The 22,871-nt window shown below is 39.8% G+C and carries 22 protein-coding genes and 1 pseudogene; 16 read left to right on the top strand and 7 right to left on the bottom strand.

Features of this window, described 5'->3' with window-relative positions:
* Positions 1-66 precede the first annotated feature (66 nt).
* Positions 67-1,362 carry an acyl-CoA dehydrogenase family protein gene (locus ACH8JV_RS09945; RefSeq protein ID WP_396521017.1) on the bottom strand — a complete coding sequence of 432 codons (1,296 nt, stop codon included), beginning with the start codon at positions 1,360-1,362 and terminating at the stop codon, positions 67-69.
* A 118-nt stretch (positions 1,363-1,480) separates the two neighbouring features.
* The gene (locus ACH8JV_RS09940; protein ID WP_396521013.1) at positions 1,481-2,299 is read right to left on the bottom strand and encodes a hypothetical protein; all 819 of its coding nucleotides are present in this window, start codon (positions 2,297-2,299) and stop codon (positions 1,481-1,483) included.
* 653 nt (positions 2,300-2,952) lie between these two features.
* Here ACH8JV_RS09940 and ACH8JV_RS09935 point away from each other — a divergent pair.
* From ACH8JV_RS09935 to ACH8JV_RS09905, 7 genes and pseudogenes are all read left to right on the top strand, one after another.
* The gene (locus ACH8JV_RS09935; RefSeq protein WP_086496763.1) at positions 2,953-4,398 is read left to right on the top strand and encodes a cytochrome ubiquinol oxidase subunit I; all 1,446 of its coding nucleotides are present in this window, start codon (positions 2,953-2,955) and stop codon (positions 4,396-4,398) included.
* Positions 4,391-5,398: a cytochrome d ubiquinol oxidase subunit II gene (gene cydB, locus ACH8JV_RS09930; RefSeq protein ID WP_396521011.1), complete on the top strand. Its 1,008-nt coding sequence runs from the start codon at positions 4,391-4,393 to the stop codon at positions 5,396-5,398. The genes ACH8JV_RS09935 and cydB overlap by 8 nt, the downstream gene beginning before the upstream one ends.
* Positions 5,399-5,412: 14 nt before the next feature.
* The gene (locus ACH8JV_RS09925) at positions 5,413-5,547 is read left to right on the top strand and encodes a hypothetical protein (RefSeq protein ID WP_000749813.1); all 135 of its coding nucleotides are present in this window, start codon (positions 5,413-5,415) and stop codon (positions 5,545-5,547) included.
* A gap of 93 nt (positions 5,548-5,640) precedes the next feature.
* Complete coding sequence (locus ACH8JV_RS09920) at positions 5,641-7,059, top strand: PLP-dependent aminotransferase family protein (protein WP_396521009.1); 1,419 nt, start codon at positions 5,641-5,643, stop codon at positions 7,057-7,059.
* A gap of 16 nt (positions 7,060-7,075) precedes the next feature.
* Positions 7,076-7,228 (top strand): annotated as a pseudogene (locus ACH8JV_RS09915) (MFS transporter); the annotation flags it as partial.
* Positions 7,229-7,417: 189 nt separating this feature from the next.
* A complete protein-coding gene (locus ACH8JV_RS09910) occupies positions 7,418-8,248 on the top strand; it encodes an oxidoreductase (RefSeq protein WP_279985933.1) in 831 nt (276 codons plus the stop codon).
* A 39-nt stretch (positions 8,249-8,287) separates the two neighbouring features.
* Positions 8,288-9,280 carry an AraC family transcriptional regulator ligand-binding domain-containing protein gene (locus ACH8JV_RS09905; RefSeq protein WP_396521007.1) on the top strand — a complete coding sequence of 331 codons (993 nt, stop codon included), beginning with the start codon at positions 8,288-8,290 and terminating at the stop codon, positions 9,278-9,280.
* Between the two features lie 3 nt (positions 9,281-9,283).
* Here ACH8JV_RS09905 and ACH8JV_RS09900 read toward each other — a convergent pair whose 3' ends face one another.
* A complete protein-coding gene (locus ACH8JV_RS09900; protein WP_396521005.1) occupies positions 9,284-9,877 on the bottom strand; it encodes a GNAT family N-acetyltransferase in 594 nt (197 codons plus the stop codon).
* A 42-nt stretch (positions 9,878-9,919) separates the two neighbouring features.
* Entirely contained in the window at positions 9,920-10,555 is a 636-nt protein-coding gene (locus ACH8JV_RS09895) for an FMN-binding negative transcriptional regulator (RefSeq protein WP_396521003.1), read from the bottom strand.
* Between the two features lie 114 nt (positions 10,556-10,669).
* On the opposite strand from ACH8JV_RS09895, the gene ACH8JV_RS09890 reads away from it, so the two are divergent.
* The gene (locus tag ACH8JV_RS09890; protein WP_396521001.1) at positions 10,670-12,160 is read left to right on the top strand and encodes a PLP-dependent aminotransferase family protein; all 1,491 of its coding nucleotides are present in this window, start codon (positions 10,670-10,672) and stop codon (positions 12,158-12,160) included.
* A gap of 7 nt (positions 12,161-12,167) precedes the next feature.
* On the opposite strand, the gene ACH8JV_RS09885 is transcribed toward ACH8JV_RS09890, so the two are convergent.
* Together ACH8JV_RS09885 and ACH8JV_RS09880 are read right to left on the bottom strand one after the other, a co-directional pair.
* Entirely contained in the window at positions 12,168-12,857 is a 690-nt protein-coding gene (locus ACH8JV_RS09885) for an LrgB family protein (RefSeq protein WP_396520999.1), read from the bottom strand.
* 11 nt (positions 12,858-12,868) lie between these two features.
* Positions 12,869-13,300 carry a CidA/LrgA family protein gene (locus tag ACH8JV_RS09880; protein WP_396520997.1) on the bottom strand — a complete coding sequence of 144 codons (432 nt, stop codon included), beginning with the start codon at positions 13,298-13,300 and terminating at the stop codon, positions 12,869-12,871.
* A gap of 110 nt (positions 13,301-13,410) precedes the next feature.
* Here ACH8JV_RS09880 and ACH8JV_RS09875 point away from each other — a divergent pair, with 110 nt between their 5' ends.
* The 3 genes from ACH8JV_RS09875 (at position 13,411) to yghU (ending at position 15,957) form a co-directional block, all read left to right on the top strand.
* Complete coding sequence (locus ACH8JV_RS09875; protein ID WP_032006752.1) at positions 13,411-14,316, top strand: LysR family transcriptional regulator; 906 nt, start codon at positions 13,411-13,413, stop codon at positions 14,314-14,316.
* A gap of 120 nt (positions 14,317-14,436) precedes the next feature.
* On the top strand, positions 14,437-15,063 hold the full coding sequence (gene yfcF, locus ACH8JV_RS09870; RefSeq protein WP_396520995.1) for a glutathione transferase: 627 nt from the start codon (positions 14,437-14,439) through the stop codon (positions 15,061-15,063).
* A 33-nt stretch (positions 15,064-15,096) separates the two neighbouring features.
* Entirely contained in the window at positions 15,097-15,957 is an 861-nt protein-coding gene (gene yghU / locus ACH8JV_RS09865; RefSeq protein ID WP_396520994.1) for a glutathione-dependent disulfide-bond oxidoreductase, read from the top strand.
* A 37-nt stretch (positions 15,958-15,994) separates the two neighbouring features.
* Here yghU and ACH8JV_RS09860 read toward each other — a convergent pair whose 3' ends face one another.
* A complete protein-coding gene (locus tag ACH8JV_RS09860; protein ID WP_396520992.1) occupies positions 15,995-16,915 on the bottom strand; it encodes a LysR substrate-binding domain-containing protein in 921 nt (306 codons plus the stop codon).
* Between the two features lie 125 nt (positions 16,916-17,040).
* Here ACH8JV_RS09860 and ACH8JV_RS09855 point away from each other — a divergent pair, with 125 nt between their 5' ends.
* From ACH8JV_RS09855 to ACH8JV_RS09835, 5 genes are all read left to right on the top strand, one after another.
* The gene (locus ACH8JV_RS09855; protein WP_396520990.1) at positions 17,041-17,778 is read left to right on the top strand and encodes an SDR family oxidoreductase; all 738 of its coding nucleotides are present in this window, start codon (positions 17,041-17,043) and stop codon (positions 17,776-17,778) included.
* A 238-nt stretch (positions 17,779-18,016) separates the two neighbouring features.
* On the top strand, positions 18,017-18,526 hold the full coding sequence (locus ACH8JV_RS09850; RefSeq protein ID WP_396520988.1) for a rhodanese-like domain-containing protein: 510 nt from the start codon (positions 18,017-18,019) through the stop codon (positions 18,524-18,526).
* A gap of 18 nt (positions 18,527-18,544) precedes the next feature.
* Positions 18,545-19,486: a serine O-acetyltransferase EpsC gene (gene epsC, locus ACH8JV_RS09845; RefSeq protein WP_396520986.1), complete on the top strand. Its 942-nt coding sequence runs from the start codon at positions 18,545-18,547 to the stop codon at positions 19,484-19,486.
* A 257-nt stretch (positions 19,487-19,743) separates the two neighbouring features.
* On the top strand, positions 19,744-20,676 hold the full coding sequence (locus ACH8JV_RS09840) for a family 2A encapsulin nanocompartment shell protein (protein ID WP_001107602.1): 933 nt from the start codon (positions 19,744-19,746) through the stop codon (positions 20,674-20,676).
* A complete protein-coding gene (locus ACH8JV_RS09835) occupies positions 20,651-22,612 on the top strand; it encodes a family 2A encapsulin nanocompartment cargo protein cysteine desulfurase (protein ID WP_396520984.1) in 1,962 nt (653 codons plus the stop codon). The genes ACH8JV_RS09840 and ACH8JV_RS09835 overlap by 26 nt, the downstream gene beginning before the upstream one ends.
* The last annotated feature ends 259 nt before the right edge of the window (positions 22,613-22,871 follow it).

Below are 22,871 nucleotides of genomic sequence, written 5' to 3'. Positions count from 1 at the left end.
TTTTATTAAAAAACATAAATAATATTAAGCCGCCAAAAATAGCAGCTTAATATCTAAAACTATAATTTATTGTTTAGCAACATTCCCTATTCGCCATTGATACGGAGGTAATGTACCGTTCACACTAAAATCACCAATAATTCGATTTTTAAATACTCTCGGGTTATGTGAAGATAAAGTTCGTACATTACGCCAGTATCGATCTAGACCTAAATCTTTGTCTGTTGCAGAAGCACCTAAAGCATCAAATAAAATTGTAGAAGCATTTAAAATTAGATCGGTAATGACCGTTTGAGACTGCGCACTTTCAAGTTCGGCAAGCGCATTTTGCTCCTCTTCAAGCTGCTCATTATTTTGAAATGCAGCTAAGTAAGCACGTTGTAAGCTTTGTGCGACTTTTTCAACAATCGCCCCTGCACTGTAAGCTGCACCACGGATTTGACCTACGACTTGTAAAATTTGCGGATCCTGTTTTACAAATTGAGCATTCGCATGCGTATAGTTTCGGGTACGTTTAGCAACAGCTTGAGAAACATCATAGGTTGCAGCACGTCCTAGACCTGTAATGATTGCCAGTTGAACCAGTTGATAGTAAGCCGCTGAATATTTAAAACGGTCATCATCAGGTAAAATTTCAGTTTCATCGACCAATACATCATGGAAATATGCTGTACCGCTTGCGGTGAGTTGCTGACCAAAGCCATTCCAGTCATCAACAATTTCGACGCCTTCATCTTCACGGCGAACAACGACCGAGCCAGATTCACCCTTTAAATCTGTTACACCAACATCCACCCAGTCTGCATATAAACTTCCTGTTGTGTAATATTTTTTACCTTTAACGCGAATTTTTCCTTCACTGTCTCGATACAAATGTGTTTCAAACTGATCAATTGATTCTTTCCCGCCTTCAGACCAGGCACTGCCTACTGTTTCCCCATTTGCAATTCGGCTAAGCCAACGCTGTTGAAACGCTTTGTCTTTACTTACCAACACATCTTCAGTGAAACCAAAATGCACACGCAAAGCTTGCGGTAAGTTTGAATCGGCTTCTGCAAGTTCAATAAGCAATGCAAATAATTCAGGAATAGTTGCATCAAAGCCACCATGAGCTTTGGGAAGTCTTAGCCGTGTAAAACCAACATCTTTGAGCCACTGAAGTTGTTCATAGGGCAAAATATGCTGCTGCTCACGGATTAAAGCCCCTTCTTTAATACGGGCAAAAGTTGGTCTGAAATTTTTTGCCAATTCATCATAACGTTCTGAAGGCCCTTCACCCCACACGCGAGAAATGATTGAAGCCTGACTAAGTGCTGCATGAGTTAGTGAACCGAGATGATGCTCAAAATTTAAATTTGTCATGTAAGTAAAACCAATATTGCTTTGCTTTTACCATAAAATATTTATTTCACATGAAAACGATTATTTTTTTATAACTGTATTCATTCTTTATATAACGCAAAATAAGAGCCTGAAAGCACTAAGCAATCTCTTTCTTGGTAAGACTATGCTGACTTTGCAATAAGGTTTGCATATATTCTGAATAAACAGATAGTTTCTCGAAAATATGCTCTGAATAAAACATATCATCAATTAAGTGCGTCATTTGACTGGCAGTAAAGGTGTCGCATAAACCAACCAGCGCTGCGTTCATTTGAGCAAAGCGTGCACATAACTGTACATATGCTTCATCTTTATTTTTAAATAATAATTTACGCATATCTAGCTGATCTAAGCCTTTTAGACTTTCATCTTTTACGACTTTCACCCAATGAATTTTTATTTTTAAGAACTGTTCAAGTTTCTTTAAAGCCTCCAAATCAAGCTCTAAATGGGTGATTAAAAAAATTGTAGAGATATCGCTTCGACATAATGCCTTGATTAATTTTAAATAGAGAAAGTCTATCTCTTGTATATTTGTTAGCTCTAAATCGAGATATATTTTTAGACTCTCTAAAACCTCATCTATCTTAAACACAACCTTCTTGTCTGCTTGATAATATTTATTAAGAATAGAAAGCACAGGCGCAGTTGCAAGTGTTGTATAAATAGCTGCCTTGTTTAAGTTAGCAAAAATAAATGGTGAGAATAGATAAGCCAAACTGCTTTGCTGTGGCTCAATATGAGACTGAATTAAATAAACCGTTTGAGTTTTAGAAAAGTCTCTGAGTACTTTCGCTCTAAGTAAAGTTGCTTCAAGGTTCACATAAGTCTGTTCTAACTGATCTACCACCAATGTAGAAATAGACTGATTTTTAATAATTTTATGTAGAACATTGAGTTGAGAAGTAATAAACATTTTTTAACATCCAAGCTATTTTAGAAGCGCTACACTTACACTTAGGTCTTTAAGAAACACGCAGCAACCGGACCCTACACAAAACAACAATGGAAATAGAAAAGAAGAACATAATCATGTGCTTAAAAAAATCTAAAACAGCGTTCACATTGAGTCTTGAAGGTTAGTTTAGGTTGGCGGTAAATCCTGTTCATTTTTATTGTGAACTTTGGAGGAATGAATATATAGCTACAGATGATTGAAAAAAAACTATAGCACACCCTCGAAACCACACTGAACTGTTATAGTTTTATAAAAAATTTCTGTATCTACATATACAAATAGAGCGAGTGCATGATTAAGAAAACTTCTTAAGGTAGGTAGTTTTCATGAGACGATCTATTGCATATCGCCAGATATTTCATCAATGTTTCAATGCAACATGCATTTTTACAAATGCAACATCAAGCATAAACTTTGTTAACAGATTGAAAACAATCAATCGCTCTATTCTATTGAAATATCAAGCAATTATGTTGCTTTACCCTGTTGGCATTTTACTTGCTAAGAACATTTATCACAGAAGTAAGTTTAATCGCCAGAGTACTTTTTTGCCTGAAAATAAGTATTTAACTCATTTAATCATCATCAGCTAGTTCACAGGGGGAAAGTTTATGAGCCTCGGTCTAACCGCTCTAGAATTAGCGCGAATACAATTTGCTTTCACAGTATCCTTCCATATTATTTTTCCGGCCACTTCCATCGGTCTTGCCTGCTTTTTAGCAGTGTTAGAGTGGAAATGGTTAAGAACCCAAAACCCGATTTATAAAGATCTTTTTAAATACTGGATTAAGATCTTTGCCGTTGCCTTTGGTATGGGTGTGGTCTCGGGCGTGGTCATGAGTTACCAGTTCGGTACTAACTGGAGTGAATTTTCACGCGTCGCCGGAAGTATTACTGGTCCTTTACTTACCTATGAAGTCTTGAGTGCCTTCTTCTTAGAAGCAGGTTTCTTGGGTATTATGCTGTTTGGTTGGGGACGTGTTGGTCCTCGAGCCCATTTCTTCGCAACACTTATGGTGGCCATCGGAACATGTATTTCCATGTTCTGGATTTTATCTTCTAATAGCTGGATGCAGACCCCTCAAGGCTTTGCCATCGAAAATGGCATTATTGTGCCAAAAGACTGGTTAGCTATTGTCTTTAACCCATCCTTCCCTTACCGCTTAGCCCATATGGGTGCTGCTGCCTTCTTAGTTTCATCTTTATTGGTGGTGGGAACATCTGCTTGGCATTTGGTAAAAGGTCGTCGTGATGAATTGGTGAAAAAATCATTCTCGATGGGTTTATGGATGGTACTTGTGACTTCATGTTTACAAGTGGTGATTGGTGATAACCATGGTTTAAACACTCGTGAACATCAACCTGCCAAACTTGCCGCAATGGAAGGTCACTGGGAAACCAACCACAATGAGCCTATGCCATTGTTGCTTTTTGCAATTCCGGATATGAAAGAAGAACGTAACCACTTTGAAGTCGGCGTTCCATATTTGGGTAGTTTAATTTTAACGCATAGCTTAGATGGACAAGTCACAGGTTTAAAAGAATTCGCACCTGAAGATCGTCCAAACTCAACCATCATTTTTTGGAGCTTCCGTGTAATGGTAGGACTTGGTGTACTCATGGTCACCTTGTCACTCATTGCACTTTGGCTACGTAAACGCGGAAAACTTTATGACACTTCATGGTTCCATAAATTTGCATTATTAATGGGCCCAGCAGGTTATGTTGCAATGCTGGCGGGCTGGGTAACCACAGAAGTTGGCCGTCAACCTTGGGTGGTATATGGCATTCTGCGAACAAAAGATGGGTTATCTCATACGGTGTCGGCAGATCAAGTTGGCCTCAGTCTCTTTATTTTTGTAGTGGTGTATACCATCGTTTTTGGTAGCGGTATCTACTACACATTAAAACTCATTAATAAAGGCCCATCATTTATCGATACACCAAATATCGAGTCTGGTGGCGTTGGACACTTTAAAACACCAATGCGTCCACTTAGTGCAGTCGATGAAAATATTGACAGCAAACAAAACTCTGGGGAGAACCGTCATGATTGATCTTTCTTTAATATGGGTCGGTATTATCGGTTTAGGTGTCATGATTTATGTGGTCATGGATGGCTTCGACTTAGGAATCGGGATCATGTTTCCGTTCATTAAGAGTAGCCAAGAACGTGATGTCATGATGAATACCGTTGCCCCTGTCTGGGATGGTAATGAAACGTGGATGGTCCTTGGGGGTGCTGGTCTATATGCAGCATTTCCACTGGTTTATTCAACAGTTTTATCAGCACTGTATTTACCGATCATTTTCATGGTGATTGCACTGATTTTCCGTGGGGTTGCTTTTGAATTCCGCTTTAAAGCTCATCGAACCAAACATCTTTGGGACTTGGCTTTTATTTGGGGTTCAGTTTTAACCAGCTTCCTACAAGGGATTATTTTGGGTGCCTATATCCAAGGGATTAAAACTGAAAATGGTATTTTTGCTGGCGGGTCTCTGGATTGGTTGTCTCCATTTACGATCTTTACAGGTATTGGCGTAGTGGCTATGTATGCCACTTTGGGTTGTGGATGGCTCATTTTAAAAACCGAAAAAGGCTTACAACAACGTATGTATGAGCTTATGCCTAAGCTAATTATTGCACTGCTCATTATCTTTGGTGCTGTCAGCTTATATACGCCTTTAACACATCCTGAAATTGCAGATCGATGGTTCTCTTTACCAAATCTGTTCTATTTTAGCCCTGTGCCTATTTTGGTCTTATTGTTTGTTGGTCTAATTTTATCAGCGTGTAAAAAGCAGGATCATGACCTTAAGCCATTTGCATATACATTGGCCCTCGTTTTCCTTGCATTTACTGGTTTTGTGATTAGTTTATGGCCTTATATTATTCCGCCATCAGTCACCATCTGGCAGGCTGCAGCACCTCATTCTAGCCAAATGTTTGCTTTGGTCGGTGCGCTTATTCTGATTCCAATCATTATTGCTTACACCATTGTGTCTTACTGGGTATTTAGAGACAAAGTCCGTGTAGGTGATGAAGGTTATCATTAAGTATGGAGGGTTTTATGAAAAAATCATCCGTTAAACTCAATCAAACCCAATGGTTTATTCTGCTATGGCTTGGTGGTTTTTTAGCCTTAGCTGTGATTGCTGGTTTATTTAAAGTGATATTGATTTATGCAGCCCCTTACTTAAAGTAATTCCAACTTTCTAAACAAATGCCGTTTGTAGATTCTGCAAACGGCATTTATTATTGATTCAGTGCATCTTTTTTTATTTCGTGCAGCTTATACATGTATAAATCAGAACAACTCGCTCATAGCATTCGCCAACTCATTGAAAGTGGTACTTTAAGTGCACATGAGAAATTACCTTCATTAAGAGATCAGGTACAACGCTCTGGTTTTAGTTTAATGACCGTAATGAATGCTTATCAGGAGCTTGAATCACAAGGTCTGATTTATTCAAAAGAAAAATCGGGATACTTCGTTGCCGAGCAAATTGCACTTAAGCCACTCGAGCAATATTCTGTTGTTTCATTAAATTCTAAAATCGAAATTAACTCATTAGTTTTTAAATATCTTAAATCGATTCAACATGAATCTGTTGTACCTTTTGGTTCAGCTTTTCCAGATAGTCAGCTTTTAGCTGCCCCCAAACTCATTCAAATTATGGGGCAACTTGCGCGTCAAAGACAAAGCTATGACCAAACAGCAAGTCTACCTCCCGGTAATTTAGCTTTAAGGAAACTGATTGCTCAGCGCTACTGTATGCAAGGCATACAGACAGACCCAGATGACATTGTCATTACATCGGGAGGTTTAGATGCACTGAACCTTTCCCTACAAGCAGTCGCTAAACCGGGTGACTATATTCTATTGCAACAAACCGTGTTTTACGGCGCTTGGCAAGCTGCCGAGCGTTTAGGGCTTAAAGTCATTACCATTCCCGAACATCCTCAACATGGCTTTGACCTAGAGGCTTTTGAACAAGTTATTCAAACGTATCCTATCAAGGTGTGTTGGCTCATGTTAAATAGCCACAACCCGATTGGTTTTACCGTCAGTGATGACATTAAATATAAAATTGCCAAACTACTTCATGAGCATCAAATTTATTTGATCGAAGATGATGTTTATGAGGAGCTTTTTTATGGTGGGCAAAAACCACTTTCAATGAAGTATTTTGACCAACAAAATCTGGTGCTTCACTGCTCGTCTTTTTCTAAAACATTAGGTGCTGGTTTTCGGGTTGGTTGGGTCTATGCGGGTAAGTTTTCAGACCATATTCAACATTTACAGCTTATGAGTACTATTTCAGTAAATGCACTCATTCAAAATGCATTAGTCGAGTTTTTGTCACATCATCATTATGAAAAGCACTTACGTACACTTAGACTTTCGCTTGAGCGCTATAAAAAGCAGTTTTACCATTATTTAAAGCAACATTTACCTAGCTCTTGTGAAGTGTATTACTACCCAAGTGGCTATTTTCTATGGGTCAAACTTCCCAGCACACTAGACAGTATGCAAGTTTATGAAGAGCTGATTCAGCAAGACATTGGCGTTGCACCAAGCCCTCTGTTTAGTGTTTTACCTGCACAGCAGCATTATTTGCGAATCAACTGTTCGTTTGAATGGAACACTAAAATTCAAAGCGCATTAGATCTGGTTATCAAAACCATTCAACAAAGAGTTGAAGCAAGTTTATAAGAAGGTCCAGCCTCTTAAAATCAAGGCTCAAGCCATTAACGACATGACTGTTTTTGTTGTCGGCTTAATTTGTTCTTTTAGCGCAGGTGCTTTACTCGATTTATTTGGCTGGAAAGCAATGAATATGGCTTTAATCCCCTGGTTATTAATTACCATTTGTTCATCATGATTAAGCAAAAAAATAAGTTTTCGCTTTATGTTGAGTTTATCTTTCTATTTCTAATAAATGATCTTTACTACAATTTGGCGCACTTTGATTACACATTGTCGCCATTCGATTTGGATAAATATCGTTCAAATTCCTATGATGTCTCTATCGAAAAGCAAGTTCCTTAAAACTTTAGTTGAGAGACAGAATATGAACACAGTTAAAGAAAAAATCGTTCTCATCACAGGCGCATCATCTGGTATGGGAAAAGCATTTACCAAAGCATTACTCAAAGAAGGTGCAACTGTTTATGCCGTTGCTCGTCGCGTTGATGCTATGCAAGAACTAAAAGCCCTTGGTGCTCATACATTAAAAATGGATATTACCAATCAGGATGATATCGACCAAGTTATGAAGACTATTGAAAAAGAAACCCATGGCGTTGATATTTTAGTTAACTGCGCAGGCTTCGGCATGTATGGTGCTATGGAGGATACTACCCTTGCGGATGCACGCTATCAATTTGAAGTGAATCTGTTTGGTATGGCCTATTTAACCCAAAAGGTTCTGCCTAGTATGCGTAAAAAAATGCAGGGTCGAATTATCAATATTTCATCAATGGGTGGGAAAATTTATACCCCACTTGGTAGCTGGTATCATGCGAGTAAACATGCTGTTGAAGGTTGGTCTGACTGTCTACGTTTAGAGTTAAAATCATTTAATATTGATGTTGTTGTCATTGAACCGGGTGCTATCGCAACTGAATTTGCAGATGTAATGATCCAACCTATGCTGGAACGTTCAGGACAAAGTGCGTATAGCCATATGGCAGCCGCAGTTGCTAACTCAACAAAAACTACAGTAGAAAAAGGTGAACTTTCAGACGTGCAAGTTGTCGTCGATATGCTAATGAAAGCTGTTCATGCATCCTCACCTAAAACACGTTATGTGGGTGGCAAATATGCCAAACTGATGATATTTGTACGTAAATGGTTTGGTGACCGTGTGTTTGATCGTATGGTGATGTCAGTTATTAAATAAATGAAGTGACCCGTATAAGTTTAATGTTGAGATGCTCAAATGAAATATGCTTCAAATTTTGCCCTAAATACCAACTGGAAGTTATTACTGAATGACCTAGGCATAAATCTTGAAGATGCATTACGTTTGGCATCTCTACCGCTTGATTTGTTCAACCGTAAAGATGCAAGCCTTACGCCCGTTCAATATTTCAATTTTTGGCACGCAATTGAACAACTTGCCGGAATAAATGACTTACCTTTAAAAATCGGTCAAATGATTACAGTTGAGCTTTTTGACCCAGCGATTTTTGCTTATATTTGTAGTCCCAACTTCAATATTGCAATACAGCGTCTATCTGAATTTAAAAGACTCGTTGGGCCAATGCAGTTACAAGTAGCAATTGATAACGACACAACAACGCTAGAACTCAAATTTTATAATGTATCTACGCCAACCCCGCAAAGTCTTGCCATGTCAGAACTGGTCTTTTTTGCTCAATTAGCAAGAATATGTACAAGACATCAGGTTATACCTTTGAAAGTTACACTGCCCGATTTACCTAATAATCTGGCAGAGTACAAAACATTTTTTGGCGTACTTCCACAAAAAAGTGAACACATTTCAATTGTCTTTTCACGCCAAGATGCTGAACGTCCTTTTTTAACAGCCAACCCGACCATGTGGTCTTTTTTCGAGCCAAACTTGCAACGTAGTCTTATACAGCTTGATGAAGATGCAACAGCTAGCGAAAAAGTTAAAGCAATACTTTTAGAAAACCTACCTGCTGGACTATGTACAATAGAAGATGTTGCTCAACGACTCGCGATGAGCAAACGTACGCTACAACGGCTACTTTTAGAAGAACAAACTAATTTTAAAACGCTTTTGGATGCAACACGTCAATCTCTTGCCCAACATTATTTAGAAAAATCATCAATGAGCACGGGTGAAATCTCATTTCTATTGGGCTTTCAAGAGCACAATTCTTTTAGTAGAGCATTTAAAAACTGGACGGGTAATACTCCGCAAGAATATAGACTTATGCATTAATTCCTAACGCGGCTTGTTCAACATCCATTCCAAGTTTTGGCGAACCGCAGGCCACTCATGTTTTAAAATGCTGTAAACGTGAGTGTCCCGCAAAATATCATCTTTCACAATTTGATGACTTCTCAGCACACCATCAAGCTTTGCACCTAAACGTACAATTGCAGTTTGACTTTGAACATTTAAAGAAGATGTACGTAACTCAACCGCAATACAGTTCAATGACTCAAATGCATGAGCCAACAGTAGCTTTTTACATTCAGTATTTACAGGTGAACGTTGTGCAGACTTGCGGTACCACGTCGATCCAATTTCTACACGGCGATGGGCTTCTTCAATATGCATTAAAGTTGTCATACCTAACGCTCGCCCCGTTTTTCGATCTTCAATATAAAATGGCAGCATAGAACCGGAATTTTGCAAACTGAGACGTCTTTCAATTTCAGCAGTCATTTGTTCAGGTCTTGGCACACGGGTATACCAAAGATTATAGAGTTCACCATCACAAACAGCCTCTGCCAGTGAGCCAGCTTGAGTTACATTTAACGGCTTTAAAATAACGTGTTCACCTACTAACTCAACAGGTGTAGTAAAAGACATCTTTGCCTCCTCAATTGATATTAAACTTTTATATTTTCAAAATTATTTATTTAACTCAGCCACACTATACATAGCGTCCGCTATAGTTTGATGACCAGATTTCGATAGGCCATCTGCCGCGCCCAAAATGTCTCGACGTTCTTTGTTTTGCCCAAGTTTTGATTTTCCTTGTAGCTTGGTAATTTCAATCTCAATACCCACAATGGCTTTTAACATCGGTTCAAGATAGTCCTTTGGTGCATCGGACATTTTCCATGGTTCAGGTTGAGATGCTTCATGAGTACGAGTTAAACGAGCCACAACACCACGGACGTAACGTTCATCATCTCGAATGCTTACTTTGCCATAAGCATGCACAACCCTATAGTTCCATGTCGGTACTTGTCTGTGCTGTTCATGTTTGGATGGGTACCAGTTTGGTGAAATATACGCATCGCCTGCTTGAAACACGACCAACACCTCATCTCCATTTTTAATATCCTGCCAGACTGGATTAACTCTAGACACATGCGCACGTAGTACACCCAATTCCCCTTCGCTTGCCTGTAATTCGAATGGAAGATGGTTTGCATCTAAACCATTACTTCCATGCGTAAAAAGCACACCAAATGGATATTCGGTAATAAGAGAATGCAATACGTCCAAACGGTTTTCTGCATAATCATCGGGGATATACATGGCTAAAACCTCACTGTAAATATCAGGGTTATTTATATTTTGTGTTGTAAATTTTCTGGTTTCTGTGGTTTATTAAAAAGAACCACTTTGTATTTTTTTAAGTAGACCAGAATTATGGCAAGAATGGCAAAAGTTGTTGAACTTCCGTCGATTGCAAAGATTAATAAAAGCCAAGGAAAGATAAGTGCTCAACTGACCCAAGCTTTGCGTGAAGCTGTACAAAGTGGTGATTTACAGCCCGGCGATCCGTTGCCTTCTTCACGTGAATTGGCTCAAACACTTGGGGTCGCTCGCGGAACGATTATCGAAGCTTACGATCAGCTTTTAGCCGAAGGTGTGTTTGACTCTCAAGCACGAACGGGCACCTATGTGTCTCATGCTTTAGCTAAAAAAACTACACCACAACATTCTCAAAAAGAGACCACACCTAACTCAATCCCTTTGACAAAGTCAGCACGTTCTTATGCTCAAGTGCTTAAAGAGTTTAAACCGCTTCCTCATGCCCCTTTTGCAGTATCTGTTCCCATTGCCCGCACCCAACCGAGTGATATTTGGCGTAAGTTCGGAAATAAATTTAGATCTCGAGGTGCAGGTGCTCCTTCGGGTTATGGTGAACCTCAAGGCGTGCTATCACTAAGAGTTGCTATAGCAGACTATGTACGCCGATCCCGCTCTGTCCACTGCGAACCTGAACAAATTGTGATTACACCCGGCATTCAGCAATCACTTTATATTTGCAGTCAGATTTTATTTGAAGCAAAAGATGAAGTTTGGATTGAAGATCCAGCTTATCGGGGTACAACAGCCATTTTTGAACATGCTGTACAAAACATTCGTATGGTACGTGTTCCTGTTGATGAAGAAGGTATTCAGGTTGAAACCGGAATTAAGCTTTCTAAACAAGCGCGTGCTGCGTTTGTAACCCCATCTCACCAATATCCGCTTGGCATGCCGATGAGTCTAGCAAGACGTACGGCTTTATTGGCTTGGGCAAAACAGCAAAATGCATGGATCATTGAAGATGACTATGACAGTGAACTTCGTTATAACGGTCAGCCCTTCCCATCTTTACAAGGTATGGCGCCCGACCAAGTCATTTATCTTGGGACTTTCAGTAAAGTGCTATTTCCATCACTTAGACTTGGTTATGCAGTATTGCCTAAAGAACTGGTGGCACCTTTTTGTGGGCTCAGAGTCTTAATTGATCGACACCCACCTGCTGCGGACCAACATGTTTTGGCTGCTTTTATTCAAGAAGGCTATTTAGAGCGGCATATTCGACGGACTCGGAATGTCTATGCAGAAGTTCGAGAATACATTATTGGCTTGATTGAAAAATACATACCTCAAGAACTGGCTTGGTTACAGCCGGGCGATCAAGGCATGCATATGGTGTTATGGCTTGCTCATCATATTAATGACATTGACGTTGCAAGCTCGGCAGTCGGTGCAGGCATTGCGATTAAAGCAATTTCACCGACATTTTCAAAAGAACAACAACGTCCGGGGTTAATTGTTGGCTTAGGTGATTTTGAACCCGAACTGATGAGACAAGCCATCAAAAAACTATCAAAGATTATTCCACAATATGACAAGCCGACTTAGATATAGCCTACAACAGCAACCATAGATGAATGGCAAATGGCCCAATCAATACCATTAAAATACCAGCAATAACCATGGTCAAACTGGCAATTACACCTTCTTCACTATTGCGCTGCTGTGCTCTAACTGTACCAAAACCGTGGGCTGCATTGCCAAAGGCTGCCCCATTTGCTACATTAGAATGGATTTTAGTAATCGCTAAAATTGCATCGCCACAAATCATACCGACCAAACCAGTAATAACGGTAAATAGTGAAACCAATGCTGCCGAACCGTGAATATCTTCAGCTAAAATCATGGCAAATGGAGTTGAAATAGAACGGGCCATTAAACTGTTGGTCACTTCTGGGCTAAAGTGGAACCACTGCGCCATTTCATAGGCAGACATCACACCTACACTCATCCCCACAATAATCGCAATCGAAAGGACCCCAAGGTTTTTACGAATTGTTTCCCGATAGCGATAAATCGGTACAGCAAACGCAACCGTTGCTGGCCCTAATAAATTAACAATCCACTGCGTATCTTCAGCATAAGTTTGATATGAAATTCCAAAAATCGTCATCAAAATAATGGTGAGTACAGGCACACTAATCGCGGGTGATAACCAAAGTTTCGGATTTTTCTGATAGATTCGCTTTGCCACAACATAGGCTGCCAAAGTCCAGATCAGACAAAGAACTGACCAAATATTCATGTCGTTTTCTCTTAGATATGCTTATGTTGAAGACGTTTGCGGGCCTGTAAATAAGCTTTCAAACGATTGTAAAAGTGAATCGTCAGGCAAGTGCTGAGCATGACCGAAATGGTCCCAACCGCAATGCTCAAAACAATTTGCCATCCTTCGGTCATAAACAAGGTTTTATACTGCACTACAGCGACCACAACGGGCACAAAAAATAGTAATAGCTCACCTAAAACAACAGTTGCTCCGATTGCCACCTGATCCATTTTGATAATTTTAAAGAACAGGCATAGAAGCAATAAAAACATACCTAAAATGCCTGCCGAGACAGGTACGCCAAGTTTTTGATGTAAGAGATATCCGACCCACCAAAATCCAGCCAAAATCAAAATTTGTTTAACTAACACGAATAGTGAAGGTTGTGTGGGTGTTCCAGAAGCAGATTCAGTACTCATTTTGCGAAATTAGATGGTTAACTACACCATTATGCTATCTTGGTTAAAGCTGCTAAATATGAATTATTCATGTTAATATTATTCAAAAATTGAATAATTTATTCTTTATTATGCTTTCTCTAAAATCACTACAGTGCTTCGTTACATTGGTAAAAACTAAAAGTTTTACCCGTACTGCTGAAGAGTTGTATCTGACTCAACCGACTATTAGTAAAATATTACAGCAGCTTGAAGAGCAACTTCAGGTACAGCTTTTGGTTAAACCTGATCATGGCCGTAAAAGACAAATCGAGTTAACTGAAATTGGAGAGCGCATTTATCAACATGCGATTGAGCTTCTTCAAGCAGAACAGAACATCTTTCTTGAAATAGAAAACTACCAACAATTAAAAACAGGAACTTTAAAACTTGGCGTTCCGCCTTTAGGCTCGCAGCTCTTAACGACTGCCCTATTTGATTATCATCAGCAATTGCCAGATATTGAATTAGCTTTTATGGAGGTTGGTTCACGTGGTATTGAACAAGCTTTGCTTAACAATGAACTAGATGTTGGCGTTTTATTGCAGCCTTTTGATGAGCAAATCTTTAATAGCATTGAGCTATGTAACTATCCTTTAATGGTTCTTTTACGTCGTGATGCCACTTGGGCAACACGCAAAAAAATAAATCTAGAAGAGCTACAACACCAATCGTTTTTAATGTTTCCTGAAAATTTCTCTTTAAACAGTATTATTCTCGATGCCTGTAAGCAGCATGGTTTTTACCCAACCATTGCTTGCCGTACCAGCCAATGGCACCTTTTGGCAGATATGGTGTTACAACGCATGGGAATTGCTCTCTTGCCACAATATTATACCGACATGCTTGACCCTAGTTTATTTGCAGCAGTACCGCTTGAAAAACCAAATATTCAGTGGCACTTAGTGATGGCGTGGAAAAAAAATCTTCCCGTCTCACCAGCGGTACAGGCATGGCTTAGCATTGTTCGTCAACATTTTCAGCACATTAAGCCCTAACGTAGAACACTGAAATGGCTTAATTCAAAAACCGATAAAGCTTTTCCACAAAAAAGCTACCCAATCTTGGATCAGCTCACTTAGACTAGATCCGATTGTTTTATGACATGGACAATAACAATGAATAATGAACATTTTAAGCTATACACAGATTCACAATTTCTAAGCCCCTATGCGTTTACAGTTTTTGTAGGGCTACATGAAAAACAAATTCCATTTGAAATTGCGACCATTAACTTAGGCCAGCAAGGCCAGTTTGAAAAATCTTATGTAGCAAAGTCATTAACTGCCAAAGTGCCTGTACTTGAGCATAACGATTTTGCCTTATCAGAATCTTCTGCCATTTTGGAATATCTTGAAGAGCTTTATCCAAACACATCTATTTATCCAAAAGATATTCAAACACGCGCAAGAGCAAGACAAATTCAGGCATGGCTCCGATCAGACTTAGTGGCACTAAGAACTGAGCGTCCAACCGATGTTATTTTTATTCAGCCCACCTCCACTCCACTTTCAGAAGAAGGCAAAAAAGCAGCCGAGAAACTTTTCTTTGTTGCAGAAAAACTTCTTGCGTCTGATGCCGAATTTCTTTTTGGTTCATGGAGCATTGTGGATGCTGAACTTGCCCTGATGTTGCAACGCCTTATTCAAAATGGTGATGTTGTACCAAAACGTTTAAAAAACTATGCATTACAGCAATGGCAACGTCCGACCGTACAAAAATGGCTTGCCTTGCGACATAAATAAATCCTTATATTTACACCAAACATGAGATAAAAAATGAGTGATTCAAACTATATTCCTCCACAAGTTTGGCAATGGACTGGAGAAAAAACCGATTTAAACCAACCTACTTCTGGTGCACGTTACGAGCATACACTTCCAGTAGGGAAACATCCGCTCCAGCTCTATTCTTTAGCAACGCCTAATGGTCAAAAAGTCACTATTTTGCTAGAAGAGCTTTTAGCATTAGGACATCAAGATGCTGAATATGATGCATGGCTGATTAAAATCGGTGAAGGACAGCAATTTGGTAGTGGTTTTGTAGAAATTAATCCCAACTCTAAAATTCCAGCATTGGTTGACCATAGCCAAAACCCGCCATTAAGAGTGTTTGAATCTGGCTCAATTTTGCTTTACTTGGCTGAAAAATTTAAAGCTTTCATTCCAACTGATATTGCTGCACGTACTGAATGTCTTAATTGGTTATTCTGGCAAATGGGCAGCGCGCCTTACCTAGGTGGCGGTTTTGGACATTTTTATGCTTATGCACCCATTAAAGTTGAATATGCAATTAACCGCTTTGCCTTGGAAACGAAACGTTTACTTGATGTATTAGATCAGCATCTGGCAAAAAACGAATATTTGGCTGGTTCTGAATATAGCATCGCTGATATTGCAGCGTTCCCTTGGTATGGCGGTCTTGTTAAAAACTGGGTGTATAACGGCGCGGAATTTTTAGGTGTTGATCAATATAAAAATGTTCAACGTTGGGCAGATGCGATTTTAGCGCGCCCTGCGGTACAACGTGGTCGTATGGTCAATCGTACTTTTGGTGATTTAACTACGCAGTTGCATGAACGCCATGATGCGAGTGATTTTGAGACCAAGACTCAAGATAAATTACAGAATCAGTCTTAAAAATATCATTCAGTTTTTGGCTTACCCGCAAGATATTTCATTTTTGCGGGTATTCAAAGTTGGCAAAATAACTCGTATATAACTCACTCAGCCAAGCGACAAAAACTCGTACGCGTGGCGAGAGCTGCCGATGCTGTGGATATAAAGCAGAAACTGACATCTTCGGGATTTTCCATTCAGATAAAACCTTAACCAGTTGCCCGTCTTTTAACTCATTCGCTACATGATAGCGCGGGACCTGAATTAAACCTGCCCCACGTAAAGCAGACAATACATAGTTTTCAGCATCATTTACCGCGATCCAGCTTTTCAAAAAATAATCTTGTTTTTTGCCATTCACCATTAATTCAAATGGATAATTCCGCCCGCCTGATGTCGAGAAGAAATTGACACAATAATGTGATAACAAATCCTCTGGTTGCTGTGGTGTTCCATGTTTATTTAGATAGTCAGGACTCGCACAAATGACTTGTGGCATATCAACCAAATGTCTAGCAATTAAAGTTGAATCATCCAAACGTCCTGCTCTCACCACACAGTCTATCCCTTCCCTAATCAGATCAACCAAACGATCACCCGTACTAATTACGAGTTCAATGTCGGGATACAACTCGTGAAATTGGTCAATATTGGGTAAAACAATTTTAGTTGCATGTGCGCCTGATAAATCAACACGTAATAAACCACGGGGCTGAGCAATTACATTGCGTAAAGATGATTCGGCATCATCGAGTTCCGATAATATTTGTGTGCAACGCTCATAAAATGCCTGTCCATCTAGTGATGGTCTTACATGCCGAGTCGTCCGCTCTAGCAAACGGCACTGTAAATTATTTTCTAACTCTTTAATGGCATTACTTGCTGTAGCGCGTGGGATATTTAGCTGATCGGCTGCTTGACTAAAACTACCCAGCTCTACGATGCGGGTAAAAAGTTGCAAGGTATCAAATTTATCCATGGTGCTCGCTTTTAACCCTATCTATTATTAATTAATATGGAATTATCCTATCCAATTATAAAGATTTATCCCATATTTCTATATTATTAAAATAAGACATACCTACTCAAACAGGCAATCTAAAAATGAATATTTCAAGAAAAACAGCTCTGGTTACTGGTGCATCACGTAGTATTGGCCGTGCTATTGTAGAACGTTTAGCTCAAGATGGTTTTTATGTGATTGTTAACTATGCGGGCAATAAGGTGCATGCCCAAGCCACTGTAGATCATATTATTGAACAAGGTGGTCAAGCCTCTGCTATTCAAGCGGACGTCTCAAATGAACATGAAGTGAGTCGTTTGTTTCAAGAAGCTAAAGCCATTAACGGTCAATTAGACGTTGTGGTTCATAGCGCAGGCATTATGCCTATGGCGAAAATTACACCTGAAAGTCTGCCAGATTTCGATAAAATAATTCATACCAATTTACGTGGTGCATTTTTAATATTGGCGCATGCAGCCGAAACAGTTCCAGATGGTGGTCGGATTATTGCGCTTTCAACCAGTGTAATTGCCAAATCTTTTCCGGCATATGGTCCTTATATTGCTTCAAAAGCAGGTGTCGAAGGTTTGGTACATGTGTTAGCAAATGAGTTACGCGGTCGAAATATTACAGTAAATGCTGTTGCACCCGGTCCAACAGGCACTGACCTTTTTTACAATGGAAAAACTGATGAGCAAGTAGCAGCTATTGCAAAACTTGCTCCATTGGAACGAATCGGAACACCTGAAGAAATTGCTGGCATAGTGGCCATGCTGGCTGGTCCAGATGGGGGCTGGATAAACTCTCAAGTCATTCGGGTAAATGGTGGATTTGCTTAATTTTAAAAAACCGTGCGGATTATTTTAATCTGCACGGTTTTTACTAAATAATAAAATTTCTTAAATCTATTTTATTTTAATAAGTTTATAAGATTAACTAATACTATTTTTATAAAAATATCCCTCATTCTTATTTATCAAAATAATATATATAAATAGATATTCCTTATTTTTGCTTATATTTAAAACCGCGTAAATTGAACCTTAACAATCTGAATCAAAGATAAGGATATATTCAATGAACGCTAAATTAAATACTGAAACTCCGCAAAGTTTTATCTCAAATGGTTCAAATACATCCTTTTCAGCCGAAGATATTCTTGCTAAAGCACAGCAATACGCACAGGACCATGAACTTAATTTTAGTGGCAGTTTATCACCTACTGATGCATGGCAGCTCGTACAACAAGGCGAAGCTGTTTTAGTTGATGTGCGTACCAATGAAGAACGTAAATTTGTAGGTTATGTCCCTGAAAGTGTTCATGTCGCTTGGGCAACAGGCACATCGTTTAACCGTAATCCACGCTTTTTAAAAGAACTCGAATCAAAAGTTGGCAAAGACAAAACCATTCTTTTGTTATGCCGTAGTGGCAACCGTTCAGCACAAGCTGCCGAGGCCGCATTTAATGCTGGTTTTGAGCATATTTATAACGTTCTTGAAGGCTTCGAAGGCGATCTCAATGATCAGCAACACCGTAATCAGAAAAATGGCTGGCGCATCCATCAACTTCCTTGGCAACAAGACTAATATTTTAATCAATTTTCAGTGAATCAAGGAAAGCTTGTGACTCAATGGAACATTAATGCTGTTGTACAAGGTTTACAACAAGCAAGGCATGACTGGCGTCAGCAGCAGCACAGGACCAAAGAATTTGGGGGCCGTGAACTTCCATCTAAAGAAGCGTTAAAAGCCATTTTAGATGACCTATGTGGAATTTTATTTCCAATGCGTTTAGGCCCTGCCGACTTACGTCAGGAAACTGAAGATTCTTATATTGCCTATACCTTAAATCGGGTGCTAACCGCCTTACATGCTCAAGTACAACTGGCTTTAAATTATGAAGCAAAACGACATGTGGGTCATTCAAGCCCAGTGCAGCAGCCACAAGAACTTGCTCAAACTATTGTGCAGGATTTCGCCAACACTTTGCCCTCTATACGGCGCCTTTTAGACGGCGATGTGCGAGCGGCTTATGAAGGTGATCCGGCAGCACATAGTGTAGATGAAGTATTACTCTGCTATCCGGGCATATTTGCGATTATTTATCACAGAATTGCCCATCAGCTCTATGCTCAAGTGCCTTTATTGTCACGCATTATTTCGGAGTTGGCTCACTCTGCAACAGGTATTGATATTCATCCGGGTGCACAAATCGGTAAAGGATTTTTCATTGATCATGGTACGGGTGTGGTGATTGGTGAAACTTGTGTGATTGGGGAACGCGTTCGTATTTATCAGGCAGTGACCCTTGGAGCAAAACGCTTTGAAACCAATGATGATGGTGCTTTGAAAAAAGACTATACACGCCATCCAATTGTTGAAGATGACGTGGTGATCTATGCAGGTGCCACTATTTTAGGTCGTATTACGATTGGTCGAGGGTCCATTATTGGGGGAAATGTCTGGCTTACACATAGTATTCCCGCAGGAAGCCAGATTTTACAGTCACCACTGGAGTCTTATCAAAAAAATCCAGAATTTAAATAAATCGTATTCACAATTTTATATATAAGAGTTTTAACCAATATATTAAAAACATGAATTTGGTATATATAAATCAGTTTATTACTTATTTATATTAAATTTTCATAAACATATGCTTATTCATAATAAGTGAACTGTATTCATTTATTTATACCTTATTCATATTTTGAAAATCGAATATTTAATTCTAATCTGTTAACACGATAATTTAAAAATTTAACATTTTATAACCAAGCCACTGTAATAAGGAAAAATGATTCATGGCGAAAAATACTGACAAAGCACAACTTGCGCTGGGGGACCACGCAGCGCGTCAACTGGCCAATGCAACCAAAACTGCTCCCCAACTTTCTACAATTACTCCCAGATGGCTGACTCACTTACTTCAATGGCTTCCTGTTGAAGCAGGTATCTACCGCTTAAACCGTGTAAATAATACTGATGATATTCAAGTCGCTTGCACACAACGTGATGAAGCAACTTTACCTCAAACTTTTGTTGATTATGACCCAGAGCCACGCGAATACTTTTTAAATGGTGTATCTACTGTTTTAGATGTACATACACGTGTTGCCGACCTTTACAGCAGCCCACACGATCAAATTAAAGAACAGCTCCGTTTAACCATTGAAACCATTAAAGAACGTCAAGAAAGTGAGCTTATCAATAACCCCGAATACGGTTTACTGGCAAGTGTGACAGATGACCAACGTATTTCGACTTTAAATGGTCCACCTACTCCAGATGATCTTGATGATTTGCTACGTAAAGTCTGGAAAGAACCGGGATTTTTCCTAGCACACCCTGATGCGATTGCAGCATTTGGACGTGAATGTACTCGCCGTGGTGTACCACCTCCAACTGTTAGCTTATTTGGCTCGCAATTCATTACATGGCGCGGTATTCCACTCATTCCATCAAATAAAATTCCTGTAGAAGATGGCAAAACTAAAATCTTGCTGCTTCGTGTTGGTGAAAAGCGTCAAGGGATTGTTGGTTTGTTCCAACCAGGTCTTGCTGGTGAACAGTCACCAGGGCTTTCGGTACGCTTTATGGGAATCAACCGTAACGCGATTGCGTCGTATCTAATCTCATTATATTGCTCACTTGCAGTACTCACTGATGATGCATTGGCAGTATTAGATGATGTGGAGGTGGACAAATATCATGACTACCCAGTTAACTACAAGTAATCTGCAAGGTAGTCCAACCGGGCCTGAAGTGACTGGTGTTAACCCACCAGCCAACTTCCCTGATGAGTCCACCATTGCTCGACTTGCTAATGAGTTTTTTTCAGCATTACCAAGCTCAAGCAGTTCAGCTTCTCCATCGGGCCTTAACTTGGACTTACCTGTCGGAGCGCCACCGCACCCTCCACAACCGGGTGAACCATTCTCTGCTCTCAGTGGTCGTGCGCCCCATATCGCCTTTCAGAAAAGTCTTAATCCGGAATATCCTGAGCATATTCCAAATTTGCCAGACTACCCTGAACGTCGAATTGTAGCGTCTGCGCCTGTGGTTGGTGGAGCTAATTTGCCGCACCCACCATTTGAGCCACATTTGCCACAAGCTGCTCATAGTGAACCCAATGTGCCACGCATTGAACCAAGCTTACCAACGGGTGCAGGTGAATCACCTTATTATTTTTTAAATGATTTTTCTGCTCCAAATGCAGCAGAGCCATCTGTTAAAGGTGTTGAGGATAATTATTCGGTTGCGCAGTCTTTTCAGTTGCCACATGGTGACCAGCTGAAATCATTGCTAACTGAAGATCGTTTTGCAACGAACACTCCGCCCCAAAGTTCGGCAAGCTCTGCATTTTATTTTTTAGACTTGCCTCAAAGTGGACAAAGTTATAGTCACTATCAACCATCGCAACCTACCTTTGTAGCAAGTAGTGCTCAACCACTCGATGTACATGCTATACGTCGCGATTTCCCAATTTTACAGGAACGCGTAAATGGTCGTCCTCTGGTCTGGTTGGATAATGCTGCGACCACACAAAAACCGCAGCGCGTGATTGATCGAATTGCTTATTTTTATCAGCATGAAAATTCAAATATTCACCGTGCTGCACATGAATTAGCGGCTCGTGCAACCGATGCCTATGAGCATGCAAGAAATGTAGTTGCCCGATTTATTGGTGCACCCTCTTCTAAAGAAATTATCTTTGTTCGAGGAACAACCGAAGGCATTAACCTGATTGCAAAAACATGGGGTGAGCAAAATATTGGTGAAGGTGATGAAATTATCGTTTCTCACTTAGAACACCATGCCAATATTGTGCCTTGGTATCAACTTACTAAAAAAACTGGAGCAAAATTAAGAGTCATTCCTGTGGATGACACGGGCCAGATTATTTTAGAAGAGTTGCCAAAACTGATTAATGAACGCACTAAACTGCTGTCGATTACTCAAGTTTCGAATGCTTTAGGAACAGTCACACCTGTTGCTGAAGTCATTAAAATTGCGCATGCCAAAGGTGTACGTGTTTTAGTTGACGGTGCTCAATCTGTTTCGCACATCCCTACCGATGTACAAGCCCTTGATGCAGACTTTTTTGTGTTTTCTGGACATAAAGTGTTTGGTCCAACGGGTATTGGCGCGGTTTATGCAAAACCAGAGTTGCTAGAAAGCATGCCTGTTTGGGAAGGCGGCGGTAACATGATTCAGGATGTTACCTTCGAACAAGTAGTTTACCAACCTGCACCAAACAAGTTTGAAGCTGGAACTGGAAATATTGCCGATGCTGTCGGATTAGGCGCTGCGCTTGAATATGTCGAGAGTCTAGGCATTCATAACATTGCTCGCTATGAACATGATCTACTCGAATATGGTCAAAATGCACTGAGCAGTGTGTCTGGTTTACGTTTGATCGGAACGGCACATCACAAAGCCAGTGTTATGTCCTTTACCTTACAAGGCTATTCAACTGAACAAGTGGGTAAAGCTTTAAATCAACATGGTATTGCGGTACGTTCTGGGCACCACTGTGCACAGCCAATTTTACGTCGTTTTGGGGTAGAACAGACCGTGCGTCCGTCTTTGGCTTTTTATAACACAACTGAAGAAATTGATTTATTAGTTTCAGTGTTACATCAACTGACGCGTAATAGGCGTAGCAATTAAATCTATTTCTAGACTAGAAAAGACTGCTTTCGAGCAGTCTCTTTTATGGATTATTTACTGAACCGTCTTGAGCTCAACTTCATATATAAGAACAAGTAAAAGTAATTATCACGGCGGAGTCTTGTTATTTTAAATTCAATTTCTGAATTAGCCTTCGGCTAGACTTACTTTGGTTTCGCCCAAAGTAAGCAAAAGCATTTTCATCTTCAAAACCTGTCCTCTTCTTATATCTAATCGATATATCGCAGAAACATAAACT

Source organism: Acinetobacter sp. ABJ_C5_2, assembly GCF_044538485.1.
GTDB lineage: Bacteria > Pseudomonadota > Gammaproteobacteria > Pseudomonadales > Moraxellaceae > Acinetobacter > Acinetobacter nosocomialis_A.
Note: the sequence above shows the minus strand (reverse complement) of the source record. Positions and strands in the feature narration are given on the sequence as shown.